The sequence below is a fragment of the Flavobacterium cryoconiti genome (genome assembly GCF_048158645.1).
Taxonomy (GTDB): domain Bacteria; phylum Bacteroidota; class Bacteroidia; order Flavobacteriales; family Flavobacteriaceae; genus Flavobacterium; species Flavobacterium cryoconiti.
Genome location: NZ_JBLNKW010000003.1, coordinates 95952 through 120444, shown reverse-complemented (window position 1 = coordinate 120444; position 24493 = coordinate 95952). Strand labels below are relative to the sequence as shown.

The following is a 24493-nucleotide window of genomic DNA, read 5'->3' as shown; positions in this document are numbered from 1 at the left end:
ATGTCACAAGTAAGTGTTTTTAAATCTTGGGTTCCCAATTGGGCTATTATTGCTATTATCTTTTTCTGCATGCTGCATTCCATGGTTTTATTGGGAGTATATACTTCTAATGTTACGTATGCAGCCAGTTTTTTGGACGTAGAAATCGAAGATTTACAGTTTTCGATGTGTGTTACTTATGGGACTTTTTTATCTACCATTCTCATTGAAAGTCGGTTTTTTAAGTTTTTTCCAACCAAGAAATATTTTCTGGTTATTTATAGTTTGGCTGCTTTAACATTTATACTGACGGCGTATACACAAAATTTTTCTTTGTTTATTATGTTAAGAATGGCCGAAGGAATTCTGATGGCCTTGCCAGTTTTACCTTTACGACAATTTTTGATAGCACGGTTTAAGTCTAAAAATGCCGTGATTATAGCTTTTACGCTTAATTATGGAGCTTTGATGCTGGCTTCTCCATTTATAATGAATATTGCGGTATGGTTGCTTGAGAATTACGATTGGAAATATATGGCGTATGGTTCCGCTTTTTTCCAAATTGTGTGCGTGGCTTTGGTCATGATTACCTTTAATAACAATCGCTTTCATAAAAAAATCCCGTTGTATCAAATTGATTGGGCCAGTTTTATTCTTGTGCTTACCGCTATTTTATGTGGCAGTTATTTTGTAGTTTATGGCCAAAAAAAATATTGGTTTGAATCTCCCCAAATTGTTGCAGCGCTCATTGTTGCCTTACTAACAGGAGGTTTTTTTATCGCCCGACAAATGCTGGTGAAGAGACCTACTTTTGATATGCGAGTATTTCGATATGCAAATTTACGAACCGGATTGTTATTATCCGTGGTTTTTTACATTGGCAGAGCAACGTTGAATATTTGTCACAGTACGATGGCTGTTGTTTGGAATTGGGAACCTTCAAGAGTGGCACATGTGCAATATTTGAATTTGACAGGAAATATAATTGGAATGATTTTGACTGTGGTATTTTTGGCCAAATCAGTTTCTTCGCGCTATATTTTTATAATAGGATTTTCACTTTTAGCTTTATTTCATTTTTGGTTTACTTTCCTTTTTGTGCCGGATGCTTCCTTGTTGGATATTGCGATTCCTTATATGTTGCAGGGTGTGGCTGTTGGAATAATATTTGTTCCGCTAGTCTTGTTCACGGTATCAGCTGTTCCTACACATTATGCTCCGTTTGCTGGTGTTGTTGGAGTTGCAGGGCGTTTTTGGGGAAGTATATTGGGTTTTGCTATGATTCAAAATGCTGGGTTGTTTTTACAAAGTACCCATTTTACAAAATTCAGACAATTTATTCTTCCTGAAAGCCCGGAAACACAAATGAGAGTGGAACAAATCACCAAAAGTTTTATGACTAAAGGATATGCTTTGGATGACTCCAATAAATTAGCGATGAAACAAATTATCAGTTCGGTTTCAAAACAATCGGTTTTATTGTCCAATATGGAAATTTTTACCGCTATTGGTTATCTTATGGTTATTGTCGTTATTTTTCTATTGCTTAATCAGCATTTAAGACAAACAATTGATATCTTCAAAAATAGAATTTGGGGTAATTAAAAAAGTATTTTATAAGTCTAGTAAAAGCGTTTAAAAACAAAATATCCTATTCTAAATTAAATTTAAGAATAGGATGTTTTGTTTTTAGAAGACTTAACCTTCGGATTTTTTTGTGGGTTTCGTTGTTTCTTTTTTGTCTAAACCTCGTTTTTTTAACAAAGGCGCAACATTAGGCTCAGCTCCACGGAAACGTTTGTACAAGACCATAGGTTCTTCAGTTCCGCCTTTTTCTAAAATGTTTTTTCGAAATGATTTGGCTTTTTCAGGATTGAATAGATTGGTTGTTTTGAAGACTTCAAAAGCATCCGTATCCAAAACACCTGACCAGATATAACTATAATATCCAGCCGAATAACCACCGGAGAAAATATGATTGTAATACGTACTTCTGTATCTTGGAATGATTGCAGGTATTAAACCTATTTCGTCCATTGCATTTTTCTCAAAAGTATTGGCATCTATTGTAATTGTTGCCTTTTGAGTGTGGTACTTTAAATCTAAAAAGGAAGCTGCCAGATACTCCGTAGTCATAAAACCCTGATCAAAAGTACTTGATTCTTGTATTTTTTTAATTAAATCATCAGGAATGACTTTTCCTGTCTGATAATGTTTGGCATACATTTTTAAAACTTCAGGTTCTACAGCCCAGTTTTCCATAATTTGCGAAGGCAATTCAACAAAATCTCTTGGAACATTTGTACCGGCTAAACTTCGGTACGTTACATTCGACAATAATCCGTGTAAAGCGTGACCAAATTCATGGAAAAAAGTGGTCACTTCGTCAAAAGTCAATAAAGCGGGAGCGTTTTCTGTGGGTTTAGAAAAATTGCAAACAATAGAAATTACCGGAGCTTGTCTAAATCCGTCAATTGTTTTTTGGGTTCTGTAGGAGGTCATCCAAGCGCCGCCACGTTTTGAATTTCTAGGAAAAAAATCCATATATAAAATGCCTAAATGCGTTCCATTGGATTCTGAAACTTTCCAAACATCCACCTCTTCATGGTATTTTGGGACCTCATGTAAAGGTTTGAATTGTAAGCCGTATAAGTTTTCGGTAACTTGAAAAACGCCTTTTCTGACATTCTCTAAACTGAAATAAGGTTTTAATTCCTGCTCATCCAAATCAAAACGCTCTTTTCGGATTTTTTCAGTATAAAATCGCCAATCGTAAGGCTGAACTGAATCATTGATTCCGTCTTTTTTCATCATTTCCTGAATATCGGCCGCTTCTGTTTTGGCAATTTCTAAAGCAGGTTCCCATAAATCATTCAAAAGTTTATAAACAGTTTCTGGCGTTTTTGCCATAGTTTCCTCCAAAACATAATGGGCATGCGTTTCATAACCAAGAAGCCTTGATTTTTCGCCGCGAAGATTTGCTAGTTTCAGGACATTTTCTTTATTGTCAAAATCGTCATCATGATTGGCACGGGTTTGATAGGCTTCCCAGATTTGCTGTCTTAAATTTCTATTGGCACTATATTGCAAAAACGGAATTACACTGGAATTAGATAAGGTAAAAACCCATTTTCCCTCGTTTCCTTTTGATTTCCCCTCGGCAAAAGCGGCGGTAATTAGTTCCTGCGGTAATCCGGATAAATCGTTTATATCTTCAATAACCAATTTGTATGTATTGGTTTCAGCCAAAACATTTTGCCCATATTTCAAACAAGTCAGCGAAAGTTCCTCGTTTATTTTTCTCAGTTTATTTTTATCTGAATCAACTAAATTAGCACCGCTTCGTACAAATGCTTTGTATAGATTATCCAAAACCTTAGCTTGTTCTACATTCAGATTTAGCTTTTCTTTTTTATTCCAAAGTGATTTTACTTTCAAGAATAATTTTTCGTTCAAATAGATATTGTCATTGTGTGCCGCTAAGTTTGGAGCAAGTTCTTTGGCTATATCTTGAAGTTCGTCATTGGTATTCGCCCCATTCAAATTAGAAAATACCATATTGACATTCAAAAGAAATTCCCCTGCATTTTCCATGGCAAGAATGGTGTTTTCAAAAGTTGATACCTCTGGATTATTTGCAATTTGATCTATTTGTGTCTGATGTATTTTAATGCCTTCTAAAATAGCGGGTTTAAAATGTTCGTTTCTTATTTTATCAAAAGGCGGAACATTATATGGTGTATTATAGGATTGAAAAAATGGATTCATTGCTTCATCTTGGTCTTTTTCCTGGGTTTCCATTGGTACCATTTTGTAGTTGTTTGTAAAATATAAAAAAAATAGTTTTTGTAAATTTAACAGAATCCAACTGGATTAGGAAACTGTAGCGTGTTATTTAATGTTATTTTAAGAAATTTAGCAGTAAAATAATCTTGTTTAAAATAGAATGGATTCTCACCAAAGCAACAATTAATTTGAATTAATTATTTACTGATTAGGAAGTTTAAAATTAGAAAAAAATGTACAAAGGTTCCCGTTATAAAATCAGGATTAGTGGATGTTTTTTCATACTTATAAAATACATTTTTGGTTAAAAATGATTAACTTAGTGATCTGTAAGTCAATTTAATAAAACATTAAAATGGAAAATAAAGACGACAAATCAAATCTAAATAAGACGAAACCGGTTAATAAAGATAAAAATAAAGTGCCGGATTCTCTTTTGTATCCACCAAGCGAAGATATGTATAGTCAGTTCCACAAAGAAATGGAAATTGACCCCGAAGATATTACTAAAAAGAAGGCGCCAGTTGAAATTAATAATGTCAGGGAATTGAATCAAAAAGATTTTGAGGAAGACGAATCTGGCAGTGATTTAGACGTTCCCGGGTCTGAACTGGATGATGATCAGGAAGATATGGGAAGCGAAGACGAAGAAAATAATAATTACAGTATTGGCGGTGATAATCACAGCAATTTAGACGAGAATACAGGAAAAAGTTAAAATCCAATCTAAATAATTTTTTAGTTTGCTTTTTGACTGATTTCATGAATATATCAATTCCATACTTTTTAGATTTATTTTAACTCTAATTTTATTTATCATGATATCTTTAAATAAATACAATCAAAAGCGTAATTTTAATGCTACCACTGAACCCGAAGGTGCAATTAAAAAATCTACAACTGAATTAGTTTTCGTCATGCAAAAACACGCGGCTTCCCATTTGCATTATGATTTTCGGTTGGAAATGGACGGAGTATTAAAAAGCTGGGTTATACCCAAAGGACCATCCATGAATCCTGAGGATAAAAGGCTGGCGATTATGGTAGAAGACCATCCTTACGATTACAAGGATTTTGAAGGAATTATTCCTGATGGAAATTATGGTGCAGGTACTGTTATGATTTGGGATAATGGAACCTATACTTTAGCTGATGAAGAAGGTACGGACAATGTTGAAAAAAAATTAAAATCCGATTTGAAAGAAGGGCATCTTAGTTTTATTCTTAATGGAAAAAAGCTCAAAGGTGAATTTGCATTGGTGGAACTAAAAACGAAAGAGGAAAACACGTGGCTTTTGATAAAGAAAAATGACCAATATGCAAGTAATGAAGATATTTTGGAACAAGATAAGTCTGTGATTTCGAATATGACATTAGAGAGTTTAGAAAATTAGATTGATTGAAAAGTTGTTTAAATAAAAGAAACTCCAAAGTTTTGAAGCTTTGGAGTTTTCTTTGCTATGAAATTCTTTTTGATTCCTAAAATTAGGATTAGTGTATTGTTTCTAGTTTTAAATACAATCGATCAGCTTCATTTTCTAATTTTTTAATTTCGTTTTGCCAATGAATAATATCATTTTCTATCAAGTTAATTTGGTCTTCCCTTTCGCTTTCGGTCCTTAATAATTTAAAATCCTTAGCATCTATTAATTTATTTTGATCCTCTTCCAAATTTGCATTGTTAACAAGGAGTATTTCCTTAATTTCTGAAATTCTATTGTTTACTGAGTCTTTTTTTTGTTTAGAGAATCTGTCGGAGTCTATTTTTTCTTGAATAGCAATTTGTATCTTTTCTTCGTCAGTTTGTTTTTGCTGTAGTTCAATTTGTTGATTTTGAAATTCGGTTTGTTTATTTTTTTGTTCTAATTCTAAACTTCTGTTATCTTGATAAGTATTAAAAATTAGGGTTGCAATAATTAAAGCTAAAATCCCACAAGCTAAAGAAAAGATACTTTTATCTAATCCTAGAATAGTTTGACTTACTATTATTTCATCCTCTTTTGGGACAGGTGGAATGTTTTTTAGAGGCGGTGGTACTACGGTCAAAATAATTTTTAATTCAGGGATGTCTCCGGCATATTTCCATTCGTCCATACCTTCGAACCATATTAATGTTGTTTTTGTTATTTTTTTAGACTTTAATTCGTCTAAGAGGAATGGACCACTGTTTTCAGTTCCGTTATGAATGTAATAGGTTTTCATTTATAATATTTTAATGGAGTGCTTATTTATTGTTAATCAAATTAATTGTTACTTTAACCATCATGTTTTTGTCATCAGATTTGGATTCAGCTATCATCAGCGTTATTGCTACCAAAGCATTATCATCAATTACTTTTCTTGCATCATGATACAATAATCCATTGCGATCTAGGAACCAAACAAAGAGAAAAGCTGCAATTCTTTTATTACCATCCGAAAAAGAATGATTTTTGGTGACAAAATACAATAAATGTGCCGCTTTTTCTTGTACTGAAGGATATAAATCGATCCCATCAAAGGTTTGATAAATTGTTTCTAAGGAGCTTTTAAAAGAATCATCTTTTTCATTTCCAAACAAATTAGAGCCGCCAAATTTAGTTTTTAATCCTTCTATGGCTTTCTTCGCTTCGGAATACGAAATTTTGAATAATTCTTTAGTATCCGTTGTTGCGACTTTCAATGTCTGATGGTCGTATTGGTCTAAAATATCCAACGCAAAAGCATAGTCACTCAATACTTTTAATAAACCTTGTGCTTCATCACCGGTTACTATTTTAGATTTTGTAATGGAATCTAGTAAATGAACCGCTTGCTTTAATTCTTGAAATTTGCTCTCGGTTTCTTTTAATCGTTTTTCATTAATGGAGTACCCTTTGACTAAATATTCTTTTAAGCGTTGTGTAGCCCATTGACGAAATTGAGTTCCTTGTTTTGAGTTTACACGATAGCCGACAGAAATTATAGCATCTAGATTATAAAATTTAATTTTTCTTGTGACATTTCGTTTACCTTCTTTTTGAACTACCGAGAAAAACTCGGTAGTTGCTATTTCATTCAATTCATCTTCTGAATAAATGTTTTTTAAGTGTAAGCCAATAGTATCGCTATCTTTATCAAATAGTTCAGCCATTTTTTTTTGGGAAAGCCATAAAGTCTCTTGTTCAAATTGAACATCAATTTGAATTTGATTGTCTGTGTTTTCGTATATAATTATCTCGCTCATTATGCCGCTAATTTATCATTTTCGTTCAACCATTTCGTAGTCAATTAGCGGAATAGTGTTCTTGATTTTGTTTTTACATGGTAATAAAAACAAAAATAACAAAAAGGACTTTGTTTATAGAATAAAGAATCAAAGAAATATTTTAGATTTTATTGTGTGAAGTAAGAAGAAATATGATGTAATGGACTTTAGGTTTTTAATGAAAAAATAACGCAATTGCAATCTCTAGTGCAATTAATATGATAACCACCCATTCCAGTCGGGAGCTTTCTCTCACGTTCAGCACATCGGTAAACAGCGTAAGATTGTTTTCTACAATTTGCAAGCGGTAATCGAGGTCTTTAAAACGGGTATTGATATCAAAATTAGCTTTAAGATGGCGGTTGAGCAGGTTGAGTTCTTCATTATCCCAAACGAGATTTGGGTCATCAAGAATATATAAGTTATCTACAATACTGTTTTTTACATTCAGAACTTTTCCTATATATTTAAGCAAATTAGTTTTGGAAATACTGAGTTTACCACGTTGTTCTAATTCCAGAATGTAATGTTTTGAAGAGGTAATGAGATCATCGGTCAATACTTCGTAATATTCCAGGGCAACAGATTGGGCGATATTAAGCATAACAATTCGCATGAGGGAGGAATCTATTTGGGAAACGGTCACATAATTGTTTTTTACAATGACCTTTTGGAGTGTTTCTTCGGTTTCAATGCGGTATTCTTCTGATAAATCCAAATCGACCAAAGTTGTGGCATAATTTTTTATAAAATTCACGAATTCACTTTTGGCAACCGCATCATAATTGGCAAAGACCACTACGCCATAATCAAAAATATACAAGTAGCGCTGGTTTTCCTCGAATGCATAAAACACTTCGGAAGTGGAACCCGAATGCGCTTCGGCACGAAAATCGGCACGGAATTTCTTCATATTGAAGGATTCCGCAATTTGAACAGCTTCGATTCTGATTTCCATAATCAAACTATTTTATACAAATTTAAGTAAAATTCAGATTTTAAATTTGTCTTTGTACGATTTTAATTTATAAAAAGGAATGCTGAAAATTGGAAAAATGTCGAAATAATTTGGGAATCGATTGTAATACACAATACATTTGCACTATGAATAAAAAGCAAAGACATAACATGATCAATCGTTTCTTTACTATAATGTGTAGCAAAGCATTATTTATAATATGAAAAGGTTTTTATGGTACAGTCTAAACATAATATCAGTAAAGCCTTTCTTATAATGAAGGGCTTTTTTTATATTTAAAAATACAGAAAAATTATGCTTAAAAAATCTATTGAACGATTAAAATTAGAAGCTGCCGAAAGCGGCAAAGGAACTCTTAAAAGAAGTTTAGGAGCTATTAATTTAGTGGCAATTGGGGTTGGAGTCATTATAGGTGCAGGTTTATTTTCTTTAACAGGAATTGCTGCGGCAAATAATTCAGGACCAGCTGTAATTTTGTCGTTTGTGGTTGCTGCTGTAGGTTGTGCTTTTAGTGCTTTATGTTATGCTGAGTTCGCTTCTATGGTACCGGTTTCGGGTAGTGCTTATACGTATGCGTATGCTACTTTAGGAGAGTTATTTGCCTGGATTATAGGATGGGATTTGATACTTGAATACTCCGTTGGTGCAGCTACCGTTGGGATTAGTTGGTCGCAATATTTAGTTAAATTTCTTGAAAAATTTGATATTTACCTGCCTCCACAGTTGGTGATGTCTCCTTTTGAAAAAGCTACCTTAGCTGATGGATCAATAGTAAACGGATGGTTTAATTTGCCTTCAATTCTAATTATTGCCTTAATAACTGCAATAATTATTCGAGGGACTAAAGGTTCGGCTATATTTAATGTGGTAGTTGTTACTCTAAAAGTGGGTGTAGTATTGGTTTTTATAAGTTTAGGCTGGCAATATATAGATGTGGCTAACTATCATCCATTTATTCCTGAGAACACCGGTGTTTTTGGAGAATTTGGTTGGTCAGGAGTGCTGCGTGGTGCCGGAGTTGTTTTCTTTGTTTTTATTGGATTTGATATTGTTGCTACAATGGCACAAGAGACTAAAAATCCGCAGCGCAATATGCCAATTGGAATTCTTGGTTCGTTAATAGTTTGTACTGTTTTATTTATATTATTTGGATATGTAATGACAGGTCTGGCTAATTATACTGAATTTAAAAATAGTGCAGCGCCAGTTGCAGTAGCCATTGCACATACTCCTTACAAATGGCTAGCAGTAGCAGTTATTATGGCTATTTTAATTGGATATACATCTGTAATATTAGTCGATTTATTAGGGCAATCACGAGTGTTTTTTTCTATGAGTAAGGATGGATTATTGCCAAAGATATTCTCTGATTTGCATCCAAAATTCAACACACCTTTCAAATCAAATATTGTTTTATGTATTTTTATTTGTCTTTTTGCAGGTTTAGTTCCCATTAGTATAGTGGGAGAGATGACCAGTATAGGAACGCTTTTAGCATTTGTTATGGTTTGTCTGGGAATTATTATTTTGCGTAAGCAACAACCTGATTTAGAACGACCATTCAAAACTCCATTTGTCCCTTTAGTTCCCATTTTAGGAATACTAACTTGTGTGTTAATGATGGTTTCTCTTCCTTTTGATACTTGGTTGCGATTGATTGTATGGTTAGCTATTGGGTTTGTAATCTACTTTTTTTACGGTAAAAAGAATAGTAAACTCAGACGAGAACAAGAAGAAAAATAATTTGAAGCCATTCTGAAAAGAGTGGCTTTTTTATGAAATTTTTTTTATAAAAAGAATATAATAAGCCTTCAAAGCCTCAAAATTTATTGATGTTTTTTGTAAGTTTATAATTAGAATTTTGTGTATTTATAAACCAATGTTTTGAAAAAACGCATTGATTTTATTGAATTCAATTATAAATGTATTAATTTTCGACCTTCATTAAGGTTTATCTTTTAAATAGAAATTAAGTATATTTACTTAATTATAAATACTATTCCATTGGTGAATAAAATAATCTTCTTATAAATTTGATTCCAAATAATTTAAAATTTATTTGAATCATCATGATTTAAAAATACAAAAAAGTAAGTTCGTATGAAAAAAATGTCAAAAATTGATAGCCTCAGAATTGATGAACTTTCTGCTACTCCAAAGTACCAGCAGCTAGTCAATGCAGTTTTGAATGCCATAAAGCAAGGTATTCTTAAAAAAGGGGATGCTATGCCGTCTATCAATGAATTGAGTTTTCAATACGAAATATCTAGGGTTACGATTGAAAAAGGATATAATAAATTAAGAAAAATGGGTATTTTAGAAGCTTTTCATGGAAAAGGCTACTTTATTGCGAATACAGATATTTCACAAGATTTGAAAATATTCCTGATGTTTAATAAATTGAGTGCACATAAGAAAATTATTTATGATGCCTTTGTAGAGACTTTGGGAGAAAAAGCTGCTATTGATTTTTATATTTATAATAATGATTATGGTTTGTTTAAAAAATTATTGAACCAACAAAAAAGTGTATATACCCATTATGTTATCATTCCCCATTTTATTGAAAAAGCAGAGGGATATCAATTGTTAATTGAAGAAATTCCAAAAGAAAAATTAATTATCGTAGGTAAAAAAATAGATGGAATTACAGGGAATTATGGTGCTGTTTACGAGAATTTCGAAGAAGATATTTACAATGCGCTCAGCAAAGCTTTAGACCTTTTGAGTAAATACCATACCATAAAATTAATTTTTCCTGACAATAGTTATTTTCCAGATGAGATTATAAAAGGGTTTAAAAATTTTTGTTACAGTTATGCTTTTAATTATAAAATTGTGCATGATCTGGATCTTGAAGAAGTAAATGAGGGAGAAGTATATATTAATTTAATGGAAGAAGATTTAGTGAAAATTTTGGATAAAATCATCACCTTGAATTTAACTGTAGGGGAGCAAGTTGGGGTAATCTCTTATAATGAAACACCTCTCAAAAAATTTATCATGAATGGACTTACTACCATTTCAACTGATTTTGCTACAATGGGAAAATCTGCGGCACAACTGGTGTTAAATTCTTCGAAAGAACATATCGAAAATCCGTTTGAACTGATTCTTAGAGGATCTTTATAATACAATATTAATGGAATTACGTAAATTAAAATCGTTTCTGGTAGTTGCAAAAGAATTGCATTTTGGTAAAGCTGCTGAAAAATTAAATATTACTCAACCAGCCTTAACGCACCAAATTCAACAATTAGAAAGCGAGTTGGGTTTTGAACTTTTTGACAAAGCAAAACGGGTTAATAATAGAAAAGTTGAATTGACTGAAGCGGGTGCTTACTTAATGAAAGAAGTAAGCCGTGTAATAGATTTACTGGATCGAACACTAAAAAGTGCCAAGATCAATAGCGAGAAGAATAAACAATTGAAACTGGGCATACCTAAAATGTCTCCCACTAGTGAGGTTATTGCCGTGTTACAAAAGCTACAGCTGAAGTTTCCTGATACCACTTTCAAAATAGTAGAGTGTTCAACAGTGATATCAGTACAAGAAGCGCTTTTTAAAGGAAATGTCGATATTGGAATTACTACTTTACCGCTGGTTTTTAAAGGTTTGGATTATCAGGTTTTCCAGAATGAATTTCTTAATGTCATTATGCCTAAAAACCATCCACTGGCAAAATACCAAAAAATTAAAATTGAACAGCTCCGTAATGACAAATGGGTTGAGTTAACTAAAGACTTATGTCCCGCAATTTTAGAAGATATAGAAGTATATTGTAGAAATGTAGGTTTCTCCAGAGATGCTAATATAGTTCAGGAAGTTTCTAATGTTGAATTATTGGTAGGATTAGTACATGTAGGAATTGGAATTGCTGTTTTTCCATCCTATTATCCAACAAATTTAGAAGGGATTGTTTCTAAAGAATTAGTTTTTTCTGAAAATACCCGTTTAGAAGTTACCAAAATACTGTCATACAAAGAAACGCTCGACGACGAATATCAGCAAACAATAAAAAATGTTTGGTAAATATTCTTTTGACAAATAAAAACTTCGGAATGAATTATTTGATTGATTTAAATATGCTTTAGTTTACATCAATTGCCTTTATTTAAATATTTTAAAACCAACTCTTCTCCTAAAGATGAGTTGGTTTTTTATTTACTATTTTCAATAAATAAATTTTATCAGAAATAATAAAAAAAGTAATCAAAAAGCAATTTACGATAACGATTGAGTAGGACAGTTATGTTTTTGATATTTCTTTAATTTACAAAAAAGAACAGCAATTGTATTTTTCTCTTTAAAAAGAGAATATTTTTTCAGTATTAAAAAAGGGAAAATTTCAATACAAATGGTGGTTACTTTTTAAATATCTCTTTTTGTAAAAATTAAAATAAATTTCAATCTATATAAATTTCAAATATGAAAAAAAATTCGGGATTAATAGCAGCATTTTCTTTGATGCTTGCCTGTAGCTCTGGTTATGCTCAAAATAAGAGCGATAACTTATTAAAAGAGTTTACAACACCTCCAAATTCTGCAAAGCCCCGTGTATGGTGGCATTGGATGAATGGTAATATTTCTAAAGATGGCATAGCCAAAGATCTTTTGTGGATGAATAGAATAGGTATAGGAGGTTTTATGAATTTTGATGCAGCTTTAGCAACTCCACAAATTGTAGAAAAGAGATTGACCTATATGACACCTCAGTGGAAGGATGCTTTTCAGTTTACCACAAAATTAGCTGATTCCTTAAAACTGGAAATGGCGATTGCTGGTTCACCGGGATGGAGTGAAAGTGGCGGACCATGGGTTGCTCCTAAAGATGGAATGAAAAAATTAGTTTGGAGTGAAATTCGTGTAAAAGGCGGAAAGAAATTCACCGGGGTTGTGCCAAAAGCGCCTACTAAAACAGGACCATTCCAAAACATTCCTTTCTTTGAAGCAATGCCTATGGGAGAACCGGTAGCAACTCCAGCTGATTATTATGAAGACATCAGTCTTATGGCATATAAATTACCGGATGCAGAAATTAATTTAGGCGATTTAAAACCAAAGATTACCTCAAGTGGAGGGAATTTTACGATTAACCAACTTACAGATGGAGACTTAGGAACAGCTATTTTGCTGCCTTCCACAAACAATGACGAAAGTGCTTGGATACAATTTGCTTTTGAAAAACCACAAACGTTCAAAGGAATAACTGTAGTAGGAGGAGGAGATAAAGGACCTTTTGGTCTTTTTGGAGATAAAGCGGATACACGTTCTCTTGAAGTTAGTGATGATGGTGTTCATTTCAAAAAAGTTACTTTTATCCCGGCAGGAGGAATGGTACAACTAACTATTAATTTTTCAGCGACAACTGCAAAATATTTCAGAGTTACTTTTAAAAATCCTCCTCCTATTTTTAGTTTTGCAGCGATGATGGGGTCAAATGAAGCTCCAAAACCTTCGCCAGGAACAGATGTTGCAGAGATTGTTTTGCATAGCAATACAAAAATTGATCGATTCGAAGAGAAAGCCGCTTTTGCTCCTGTCACAAATATCGACATCGATGGTACTCCAAGCACTGATGGAATTGCATTGGAAAATGTAATTGATTTATCAGGTAAATTGAATGCTGATGGAACATTGAACTGGACGCCACCGGCAGGGAATTGGAAAATTGTTCGTTTTGGTTTTTCTTTATTAGGAATTACCAATCATCCCGCTTCGCCAGAAGCAACAGGTTTTGAAGTTGACAAATTAGATCCGGTAGCCATAAAAGCATATTTTGAAAATTACCTGGACCAATATCAAAATGCAACCGGAGGATTGATGGGAGATAAAGGAGGATTGCAATACATTGTTACGGATAGTTGGGAAGCCGGAGCACAAAACTGGACAAAAAATTTGCCGGCTGAGTTTGCCAACCGAAGAGGGTATAGTTTAGCGCCTTGGATGCCTGTATTGACGGGTCAGATTGTTAAAAGCTCAGAAGCAAGTGAAAAATTTCTATGGGATTATCGTAAAACATTGAGTGAAATGTTATCTGAATACCATTATGATCAGTTAACTACCTTATTACATGAACGTGGTATGAAGCGTTATTCTGAATCTCATGAAAGTGGTCGTGCCTTAATTGCAGATGGTATGGAAGTAAAACGAAATGCTGATATTCCTATGGGAGCCATGTGGACACCGGGCAGTATAGGAGGAGATGGTAAGACTTTTAATGTTGATATTCGTGAATCGGCTTCAGTGGCACATCTTTATGGACAAAATCTGGTAGCTGCAGAGTCGCTAACAGCAATTGGAAATTCTTTTGCTTTTTCTCCAGAACGTTTGAAACCAACTGCTGATATGGAATTAGCCAGTGGATTAAACCGTTTTGTAATTCATACTTCGGTACATCAACCATCAGATGAGCACGTTCCGGGTCTTGGTCTTGGACCATTCGGACAGTGGTTTACCCGTCACGAAACTTGGGCTGAACAAGCAACAGCATGGACGAAATATTTGGCAAGAAGTTCTTATTTACTTCAACAAGGGAAATTTGTAGCAGACATCATCTATTATTATGGAGAAGATAATAATATTACCTCACTTTTTGGTAAAAAACAACCGAATATACCTGTGGGTTATAATTATGATTTTGTTAATGCGGATGCACTACTTAATTTACTTTCTGTAAAAAATGGACAAATTGTTACACCAAGTGGAATGCATTATAAAGTTTTGGCATTGGATGCCAATAGCAGACAAATGACCTTAAAAGTTGCTAATAAAATTAGTGAATTAGTAAATGCAGGAGCAATTGTTGTAGGACCTAAACCAATTGGGACGCCAAGTTTAAAGGATGATTTGACTGCCTTTAATACAGTAGTAAATGAATTATGGGGTGCTGAAAATACAGTGAAATCTATTGGAAACGGAAAAGTATATACTGGTGAAAATATCGAAAAAGTGTTAGCTGCTTTAGCAGTTAAACCTGATTTTGAATACGCTAAACCTCAGGCTGATACTCAATTATTATATGTTCACCGTGAATTACCGGAGCAGGAATTGTATTGGGTAAACAACCGTAATGACAGAACTGAAAATCTTGAAGCCACTTTTAGGGTTTCTGGGAAAACAGTAGAAATTTGGCATCCTGAAACAGGAAAAACTGAGCCGGCTTCTTATTCTTTTGCAGATGGTCGCACTAAAGTTGCTTTGCATTTAGTACCTAATGACGCTGTATTTGTTGTTTTTAAAGACAATGCCACTACAACAGCACAAATTTTACCTGCAACAACCGAAACTAAATTAGCTGCTGTGGAAGGAAACTGGAATTTGAGTTTCCAAAAAGAAAGAGGGGCACCTTCAGAAATTACAACGGATAAGTTAACTTCTTGGACAGATAATTCAGATGCAGGAGTGAAGTATTTTTCAGGAACTGGAACCTATTCGAAAACAATTGATGCTCCAAAAAGCTGGTTTAAAAATCAAGGACAATTGTGGATTGACCTTGGAGAGGTGAAAAACCTAGCCGAAGTTATCGTTAACGGAAAATCATTAGGAATTGTTTGGAAAAAACCATTCAGAGTAGATGCAACAGGTATTTTAAAACCTGGAAAAAATACATTGGTGATAAAAGTGACGAATCTTTGGGTAAATAGACTTATTGGAGATGCACAACCGGGAGTAGTTAAGAAAATTACCTATACTACTATGCCATTTTACAAAGCTGACGCTCCATTGTTACCGTCAGGATTATTGAGCACTGTGACTGTTTTATCAGTGAAATAAAAAATCATTTCTTTCGAATGATTTGAAATAATTAGAATTTAATTTTAAAAAGGTGGAACCAAAAGATATAGTTTGGTTTCACCTTTTTTAGTTTTATAACTTTAATAATTCTTGAAAATATAAAATATTGATTTTTATAATATAGCTGGTAATTCTAAATCAACGTGTTAATCCTTCTTTTGTTCTTACAATACGATACATAGCAGGTGTCTTACCGGTTTTTTGTTTGAATTGTTTGGAAAAAAAACTGGCGGATTCAAAATTAAGTTCGAAAGCAATTTCTTTAACTGGTTTCGAATTGTCCGATAACATAATTTTTGCTTGTTCGATTCGAAGTTGGAGTAAATATTGCTTTGGGGAAATACCAGTGTAATTTTTAAAAGCTTTGCGAAACCATGCATAACTAACATTTAGTTCTTCCGCTACATTTTCCATTCTGACATTTTGATCAACAATTTTGCGTAGCATCACTTGTGATTTGGTAATAATATTTTCGGTATGGTCACTCGGTTTTTGGTCTAGCTGTTTTACTTTGTACTGAATTAAACCCAGAAGGTGCAGTACCATGCCAGAAATATAAAACTGATAGCCCATTTTTTCCGTTTTTGCTTTTTCAATGATTTCAGAAAAGAGGGATATAATTCGTTCACTCATACCAACCTGCAATACGGGGGTAAAGCGATTAATGAATTTCCGGATTTCCATATTTTTGATGATTGTACCTTTACATCCTACCCAAAATTCATCCCATCCAGTATCTGGATCAGGTTTAAAGCGATGCCATTCTCCGGGGAAAAGCAAGATAATAGTTCCTTCACTGACTTTAATTTTTTTACAAGAGGCTGATTCAAAATGGCCGCTTCCTTTTGAAATATAGATAAGTTGATACTCGTCTAATACACGCCCATTATTCCAATTGAAATAATGGTGCAAAGGATGATTTTTTGACGGATAGGGTTCATTTTTTTTAATGCTATTGGCTCCGGCATTCAATACAGAAAGACCCCAACTAAGATCATCAGGGCTTACGGGTAAATACTTTTGATAATTTTCCATACGCAAAGATAATAAAATATCAAAAAGTACTATCATAATATCAATATGCCTTATAAACATGGTGTTTGTAATAAATATATTTGGTGCAGTTAATTAAGTATTTACTGTGTTATGTATAAAAAAGACTAACAAAAGTTGAATTATCACATTTCTATAGTGAATGAATTAGCATCAAGAATATTTAAAATTAATCCATAATAAATTAAACTGATGAAAAAAAAATCGGGAATAATAGCCGTATGTTCTCTAACGCTGATTTGTATCAGTAGTTATGCGCAAGATAAAATCGATTCTGTAAAAGTTGATTGGAACAAGACAGTGTCAATAACTAAAACTACTCCTACTTTACAGGTAGTAGAAAATCCAATGGTTCGCAAAGGATCGCCAATACATGAGCAAACCTTTAAAGCATTAAAAGATTTGGGTGCTGATTATGTTCGTTATGTTCCGTGGTTTCCTTATCCTAAAATGGCTGTAGCAGAATTAAAGCCACCAACAAAAGATAAAACTTTTTGGGATTTTTCACTTTTGGATAGCACTATGGAATCAATCATGGAAGCGACGAAAGGACATCCTGTAGTGATTAATTTCAGTACTACTCCAGCTTGGATGTGGAAAACTAGTTCAGAAGTAAAATATCCGGAAGATCCATATCAAACCTCTTGGAATTATAATCAAGGGATAGAACTTAGGGACCCAAGTATGAAGGAGTTGTCTGGTTATTTTGCCAGATTATTGAGTTGGTATACTAAAGGAGGATTTACTGATGAGTTGGGTGTATTTCACAAGTCAGGACATTTTTACAAAATATCGCATTGGGAAGTATTAAATGAACCAGACTTTGAGCATAGTATTTCACCACAGTTATACACTAAAATGTATGACGCTATTGTTACTGAGCTTAAGAAGGTTTCTCCTGAAACAAAATTTGTAGGTATTTCAGTAGCACAAACAAATAATCCAGAATATTTTGAATATTTTCTAAATCCAAAAAATCATAAACCAGGCGTTCCTTTAGAAGGTATTTCTTATCATCATTATTCTATGCCTTCAGTGGAAGGACAATCAATAAATGAATATCAATATACATTTTTTGATAAAGCAGATGCCTTTTTGAATAAAGTGCGCTATGTAGAAAGTATAAGAAAACGTCTTGCCCCAAATACCTTTACGATGATTAATGAAATAGGTGTTATTCTACGCTCACCAATGGAATCAGGACCAATAGCAGATGGGTATTGGAATTTGGCGGGTGCTATGTATGCCCATATTTTTCTCGAATTAACAAAGATTGGAATTGATGTAGCTGGGGAGTCTCAATTAGTTGGTTATCCTACTCAGTTTCCAGATGTAAGTATGATGAATTGGGAAAACGGAAAACCAAATGCAAGGTATTGGGTACTGAAATTGCTTGTAGATAATTTTGGTCCTGGTGATAAATTGGTTACTACTTCTTTTACCGGAAAAGGGATGTTAGGAGAGTCAATAACTTCACAGGCTATTATTACAAAAAGAGGAAAAAGAATTTTACTTATTAATAAGATAAATAAGGAAACGCAAATTATCCTGCCAGTTGAAGCAAAAGGGGGGGTAGTGCATTATGTAGATTTGACTACCGGTGAAAATCCACCAGCAGAGTCTCAGTTAATGGATAACAAAGTTACGCTTAAACCATTTTCTGTAGCAGTTATAGAGGTAAAATAAGTAGTTTTTGATGCATTAGATTTGATTCCTTTAATTGTAAAAGAATTAATGGGCAGTCATAAATTCTTAAAATCAATTATTCTCCAATTAGATCTATTTAATTGAAGAATAATTGATTTGTTATTAAATTTTTAGTTCTAATCTAAATAACATTGAATTCTAAAAATAGAAACGAAGTAATTATAATGAATAAATAGTAATGAAAAATAACGGAATGAAAATAGGCCTTTTTGGTATTGGACTGGATACGTATTGGCCGCAGTTTGATGGATTAAAAGAACGTTTGGAGGGGTATGTTTTACAAGTACAAAATAAGCTGGAAGAAATAAACCCAAATGTTGTTAATGCAGGGTTGGTAGACACTATAGACAAGGCATTTGATGCGGGTAAATTATTTAAGACAGAAGATGTAGACATTATTTTTTTATATGTCACTACGTATGCTTTATCTTCAACTGTTTTACCAGTTGTGCAACGTGCAAAAGTCCCAGTAATCATCCTTAATTTGGTGCCGGAAGCAGCTATAGATTTTACCTCTTTTAATGCGATGACTGACCGTACTAAAATGACTGGAGAATGGCTAGCATATTGCTCTGCCTGCCCAGTTCCTGAAATTGCTAATGTATTCAAAAGAACAGGGGTTAAGTTTCATCAAATAACGGGGATGTTGGATAATGACCCAGAATGTTGGAATGAAATTATTCAATGGGTAGAAGCAGCTAAAGTAGCGCATACCATGTTTTACAATCGTATGGGGTGTATGGGACACTACTACAGCGGAATGTTAGATATTTATACTGATTTGACGCAACAATATGCTCATTTTGGTGGTCATATTGAATTATTGGAAGTGGAAGAATTAGTCTCACATAGAAAAAATGTTACAGAAGAAGAAGCGCAACAAAGAGTTGCGTTATTCCAACAGACTTTTGACGTTCAATCAGATTGTTCCGCAGCGGACTTACTAAATTCTGCGATTACTTCGGTGGCATTAGATAAGTTGGTTGAAGAACATCAGTTGGGCTCGATGGCCTATTATTATAAAGGCACAGGCAATATTGAAAACGAAAATGCAATTGCTTCCATTATTTTGGGAAATTCATTATTAACAGCCAATGGTATTCCTGTTGCAGGTGAATATGAAATAAAAAATGCGCAAGCCATGAAAATTATGGATGGTTTTGGTGCCGGAGGATCTTTTACGGAATATTATGCTATGGATTTTGCAGCGGATGTAGTACTGATGGGACACGATGGTCCAGGTCACATTGCAATTGCCGAAGGAAAAACGAAAGTTCGTCCACTAGGTGTTTATCATGGAAAAGTGGGTAGTGGTTTGTCTGTTGAAATGTCTGTTAAGAATGGTCCAGTGACGTTACTTTCAGTAGTAGAATCGGATAATGGAAAATTACTTTTGCTAGTTGCTGAAGGAGAATCTGTAGCGGGCCCTATATTACAAATCGGGAATACGAACAGCCGTTATAAATTTTCAATCGGAGCGCGAAAATTTGTTAACGATTGGAATAGCCATGGTCCTGCACACCATTGTGCAGTAGGGGTAGGTCATATTAGTTCAAAAATTGAAAAATTAGGACAATTATTGAATATGGAAGTAGTGAAAGTATGTTAATTATATAAGATTTTATTAGGAATATAAAGTAATTGTTGTGTAGATTTCATTGCTAAAATAAAAGGTTTAATAAAAATATATTAAAAAAATCAAAGAAAGATTATGTGAAGCATACCTTCTTTGAAATAAAATCAAGTGAATATGAAACGTCGTGATTTTCTTAAATTAAGTGGTTCTGCTGGGCTAATTACACTCATAACCCCTACAGGTATAGTGCATGCTTTTACTCCGCAGTTTATTTCTGGTCTTGAAAATAGTTTCATCAATCCACCTGCTGCTGCAAGACCTTATACCATGTGGTTTTGGATGAATGGTCAAGTAACAAAGCAAGGGATTACTATGGATCTTGAAGCCATGAAAAGAGTAGGGATAGGAGGGGTTTTTAACTTTGATGCCGGTACAGGTATTCCTAAAGGACCCTTGGAATATTTGAGTGATGATTGGGTTGATATGAAAAAGTTTGCTATAGCTGAAGCGGAACGTTTAGGCATGGCATATACTATGCATAACTGCCCGGGTTGGTCTTCCAGTGGTGGTCCATGGATAACTCCGGATATTTCAATGCAAGTAGTTACTTGGAGTGAATCGTATGTTTCGGGAGGAAAAACAATTAATAAACTGTTGCCAAAGCCTTCTCATAAATTAGATTATTATAAGGATGTGGCAGTGATTGCTTACCCATCCTTGCAAGGAGAAGGAGCTATTGAAGAACTGGTAAAAAAAGTCAGTGATGCTAAAGGAACTATTGATTTAAAAAAATTAACAGGCAATAGTGAGTCTGTAATTATAAAACCAATAAAAAATGAAGCTTGGTTATTATTTGAATTTAACAATTCTTATGAAGCGGGTTACATTTCATTTTTAACTGCTTCTGTAGGTTATGATTCTTCTAGCACGAAAGCAGAAGAACCTATTTTACTTGAAGTTTCAGAGGATGGTTTGATTTTTAGCTTAGTTACTGAAATTAAATCAGGTAGTGACGATCCGCTTGCGCCAAAAGGCAGTGCTCACATGATTGCTGCTGAATTTCCTGCTATCAGTGGAAAATATTTTCGATTAAGAACCACGGAGGCAAGAAGTTACGGACAAATCAATTTCTCTGGATTAAAGAAGTTTACAGACTGGGAAAAACGAGCCAATTTTGTTTATAATGGAACAGGAAAACGAGCTATTAATGACCCAGGAATAAACATGATTCCTAGTGATAAGGTAATTGATATCACTACCAATGTATCAGATGACGGTATTTTAAATTGGAAAGCACCACAAGGAAAATGGACGATTCTTCGTATTGGTCATACTACAAATGGTGAAGTGAACAGAGCTGCACCAGATTCAGGAATTGGTCTCGAATGTGATAAGTACAGTAAAAAGGCAATTGATTTTCATTTCAGTAAAATGATGGACATTTTGTTACCTGTAATTGGACCAATGGTAAAAACAGGAAAAATGGGGCTGGAAATTGACAGTTTTGAAGTAGGAATGCAAAACTGGACACCGGGATTTGAAACATCATTTGAAAAAAACAATGGTTACAGCCTTTTAAAATATCTCCCTGCAATCACAGGTAGAATTGTTGACAGTGTAGATACTACCGAAAGGTTTCTTTGGGATTTTAGACGTACGCAAGGAGATATGATTGCGGATAATTATTATGGGAGATTTGATGAATTGTGCAATAATAACGGAATAATTTCTTTTATACAGCCCTACGATCGTGGCCCAATGGAAGAAATGCAAATTGGTTCCCGTGCCGATTCTAATATGGGTGAATTCTGGAACGGGCTTTCTGCGATTTTTCAGAATAATCAAACGATGCGAAGAACAATTAAATTGGCCGCTTCAGTGGCTCACGTAAATGGTCAAAGCATCGTTGGCGCAGAATCATTTACTTCCGAGCCGGGTTCTGCACGCTGGCAGGAATATCCTTTTCACATGAAAGCAGTTGGTGACAAAGCTTTTACGCAAGGGGTAAACAGAATGATTATACACCGGTTTGCACATCAACCTCATCCAACAGCATTTCCAGGGATGACAATGGGACCTTGGGGGATTCATTTTGACCGAACTAACACTTGGTGGGAACAAGGTAAAGCATGGTTGGGTTATTTATGGCGTTGCCAAGCCTTATTGCAACAAGGTCTTTTAGTAGCGGATTTAATTTATTTCTCAGGTGAAGATGCGGGTGTTTATACTACTGTAAATCGGGAAGCATTAAATCCTATTCCTCCTTTTGGATATGATTATGATTTGATAAATGCTGAAACTATTAAAAAGCGAGTAAAAATAGTAAACAGCAGGATTGTATTGCCTGATGGGATGAATTATCAATTGTTTGTATTACAGGACTATAAAACAATAACATTGCCATTTTTAAATACGATTCTTGATTTAGTAAACCAAGGAATGATTATGGTAGGAGCAAGACCTGAAAGAACGCCGGGACTTCGTGATTATAATGGAATAGAGGATGAATTTCAAAATGTTTGTGATACAATTTGGGGTAAGAAAGGAGAGGAAACAATAGACCATATTGTTGGAAAAGGACGCGTTTTTTGGGGTCAATCCATAAAACAGATTTTAGAAATAGTTAATTTAAATCCTGATTTTGAAGTATCGTCTCAAAGTGGTGATGCTCCTATAATTTACATTCATCGTGTAATTGATGATTCTCAAGTTTATTTTATAGCAAACCAAAGAAGAACGACAGAAGAGATTGTTTGTACATTACGAGTAAATGGTAGAATTCCCGAATTATGGGATGCAAAAACGGGAACGATAACGGCTCTTTCTGTTTATCAATTTATTGATGGGGGCATTCGAGTACCATTAACATTAGATCCGTATGGTTCTATATTTTTAATATTTCGTTCGAAACCAGCAGGTGATAGTATAGTATCTGTTAGTAAAGAAAATGTTGAGGTTTTAGGAACATCCGCATTCCCATTCGTACAACGTAAATTGTACAAAGAAGTTACGGATAATTTTACAATTAGTTTTTGGGTAAAACCGGAACTAGATATTATGTTGGGGACTAAGAATTACATGGAATATGTTAAAGATCCCTGGACCGATTATCATGCTATTTATCCAACTTCTGGTAAGAATCTTTATGGTGAAGGCCACGCAACAGTTGGATTAACGGTAGGTAGAAACGGAGTTGCAGTATGGGAACATGGTAGTGAGAATCCAGTTATGGTTCTTGCTGCGCCAGTAAGTATTTCTGGTTGGAGTCATTTAGCCCTTGTTTATAAAGATGGAATTCCTACAGTTTATGTGAATGGAGTTATGATTAATAAAGGAGTTCAACAGGGTAAAAATATTCATCCAGGCATAGGAGAATCCTATTTAAATGAAGGCGGACAATATTATAACGGTGATATGACAACACCACAATTATTTACCGAAGATTTAAACGAAAATAAAATAAAAGAATTAGCTTCTGTTTTACCAAATACAAGTTCTAAATGGAATAGAATTGTTGAACCTACAAACCAAGTAAATTCAGGCTTATTATTTTGGGAAAATGGAAGGTATCAGCTTACAAATAACGTAAACAAAAAATCTGAGGTTTCGATTTCAGGTATCGGGACTGCTCATACAATTTCAGGAGTTTGGGATGTTTACTTTCCTTCAAAAATGGGAGCTCCTGAAAAAATTTCGTTACCTAAACTAAGTTCTCTTCACAACCATTCGATAGATGGTGTAAAATATTTTTCAGGTACTGCAATTTATAAAAATGCATTTAGTATACCTTCAAATGAAGTTTCAAGAGAGAAGCGATTTTTTCTTGATTTAGGAAGGGTTGAAGTATTAGCTGAGGTAATTGTGAATGGTAAAAATTTAGGTATTCTTTGGAGCCGTCCCTATTTGGTTGATATTACAGATGCTATAAAATCTGGGGTAAATAATCTAGAAGTAAAGGTTACGAATCTTTGGCCAAATCGACTAATCGGCGATGATTTTGTTGAAGATAGTAATAAATTCAAGACTGCTGACAAAGGAGATAATTTTGCAGTCCTAACCACTGGTGCTATTGAAACACTGCCAGACTGGTATAAAGAAGGAAAACCAAAGCCAGATGATGGTCGTGTCACTTTTACGACTTGGAAACATCATACGAAAGATTCTCCGTTATTAGAATCTGGATTGATAGGACCAGTAGTAATTAGAACTGGAATTATGAAGACCGTTTAAAATATAATTTTTTAAAACTAAACTCACAAGAGGTGAAATCAAAACGAAAATTTTGATTTCATCTCTTTTTTGTTTTTATTAGTTGTAACAGTTTTGTTGGTTTTTTTTAAGAATATTATTTTAACATTTCGTCTTTAAAATCTTATGCCATTATTACTT

At 33.9% G+C, this 24493-nt stretch carries 15 protein-coding genes; 10 read left to right on the top strand and 5 right to left on the bottom strand.

The features are described from left to right. Entirely contained in the window at positions 1-1584 is a 1584-nt protein-coding gene (locus ACM55H_RS05630; RefSeq protein ID WP_416835577.1) for an efflux MFS transporter permease, read from the top strand. A gap of 93 nt (positions 1585-1677) precedes the next feature. Here the strand turns inward: ACM55H_RS05630 and ACM55H_RS05625 are convergent, their stop codons facing one another. Then, complete coding sequence (locus ACM55H_RS05625; protein ID WP_416835575.1) at positions 1678-3780, bottom strand: M3 family metallopeptidase; 2103 nt, start codon at positions 3778-3780, stop codon at positions 1678-1680. 340 nt (positions 3781-4120) lie between these two features. Between ACM55H_RS05625 and ACM55H_RS05620 the strand changes: the two genes are divergently transcribed. Next, a complete protein-coding gene (locus tag ACM55H_RS05620; protein WP_416835574.1) occupies positions 4121-4483 on the top strand; it encodes a hypothetical protein in 363 nt (120 codons plus the stop codon). Between the two features lie 100 nt (positions 4484-4583). Beyond that, positions 4584-5159 (top strand): DNA polymerase ligase N-terminal domain-containing protein, encoded by a 576-nt coding sequence (locus tag ACM55H_RS05615; protein WP_416835573.1) that lies wholly within the window; start codon positions 4584-4586, stop codon positions 5157-5159. Positions 5160-5256: 97 nt separating this feature from the next. Here ACM55H_RS05615 and ACM55H_RS05610 read toward each other — a convergent pair whose 3' ends face one another. From ACM55H_RS05610 to ACM55H_RS05600, 3 genes are all read right to left on the bottom strand, one after another. Further along, positions 5257-5967, bottom strand: a complete 711-nt coding sequence (locus ACM55H_RS05610; protein ID WP_416835572.1) for a DUF4339 domain-containing protein — start codon at positions 5965-5967, stop codon at positions 5257-5259. Positions 5968-5989: 22 nt separating this feature from the next. After that, positions 5990-6970, bottom strand: a complete 981-nt coding sequence (rhuM, locus tag ACM55H_RS05605) for a RhuM family protein (RefSeq protein ID WP_416835571.1) — start codon at positions 6968-6970, stop codon at positions 5990-5992. A 196-nt stretch (positions 6971-7166) separates the two neighbouring features. Further along, positions 7167-7949 carry an RMD1 family protein gene (locus tag ACM55H_RS05600; RefSeq protein ID WP_416835570.1) on the bottom strand — a complete coding sequence of 261 codons (783 nt, stop codon included), beginning with the start codon at positions 7947-7949 and terminating at the stop codon, positions 7167-7169. A gap of 315 nt (positions 7950-8264) precedes the next feature. On the opposite strand from ACM55H_RS05600, the gene ACM55H_RS05595 reads away from it, so the two are divergent. From ACM55H_RS05595 to ACM55H_RS05580, 4 genes are all read left to right on the top strand, one after another. Then, a complete protein-coding gene (locus tag ACM55H_RS05595; RefSeq protein ID WP_416835569.1) occupies positions 8265-9713 on the top strand; it encodes an amino acid permease in 1449 nt (482 codons plus the stop codon). A gap of 357 nt (positions 9714-10070) precedes the next feature. After that, positions 10071-11102: a GntR family transcriptional regulator gene (locus ACM55H_RS05590; RefSeq protein WP_416835568.1), complete on the top strand. Its 1032-nt coding sequence runs from the start codon at positions 10071-10073 to the stop codon at positions 11100-11102. A 10-nt stretch (positions 11103-11112) separates the two neighbouring features. Next, a complete protein-coding gene (locus tag ACM55H_RS05585; protein ID WP_416835567.1) occupies positions 11113-12003 on the top strand; it encodes a LysR family transcriptional regulator in 891 nt (296 codons plus the stop codon). 396 nt (positions 12004-12399) lie between these two features. Next, positions 12400-15747, top strand: a complete 3348-nt coding sequence (locus tag ACM55H_RS05580) for a glycosyl hydrolase (RefSeq protein ID WP_416835566.1) — start codon at positions 12400-12402, stop codon at positions 15745-15747. Positions 15748-15906: 159 nt separating this feature from the next. Here ACM55H_RS05580 and ACM55H_RS05575 read toward each other — a convergent pair whose 3' ends face one another. Continuing rightward, on the bottom strand, positions 15907-16803 hold the full coding sequence (locus ACM55H_RS05575; RefSeq protein WP_416835565.1) for an AraC family transcriptional regulator: 897 nt from the start codon (positions 16801-16803) through the stop codon (positions 15907-15909). A 210-nt stretch (positions 16804-17013) separates the two neighbouring features. Between ACM55H_RS05575 and ACM55H_RS05570 the strand changes: the two genes are divergently transcribed. The 3 genes from ACM55H_RS05570 to ACM55H_RS05560 all read left to right on the top strand — a co-directional run bounded on the left by ACM55H_RS05570 (position 17014) and on the right by ACM55H_RS05560 (position 24334). Further along, positions 17014-18507 (top strand): hypothetical protein, encoded by a 1494-nt coding sequence (locus ACM55H_RS05570; protein WP_416835564.1) that lies wholly within the window; start codon positions 17014-17016, stop codon positions 18505-18507. A gap of 199 nt (positions 18508-18706) precedes the next feature. Further along, the gene (locus tag ACM55H_RS05565; RefSeq protein WP_416835563.1) at positions 18707-20137 is read left to right on the top strand and encodes a hypothetical protein; all 1431 of its coding nucleotides are present in this window, start codon (positions 18707-18709) and stop codon (positions 20135-20137) included. A 141-nt stretch (positions 20138-20278) separates the two neighbouring features. Continuing rightward, positions 20279-24334, top strand: a complete 4056-nt coding sequence (locus ACM55H_RS05560) for a glycosyl hydrolase (RefSeq protein ID WP_416835562.1) — start codon at positions 20279-20281, stop codon at positions 24332-24334. The last annotated feature ends 159 nt before the right edge of the window (positions 24335-24493 follow it).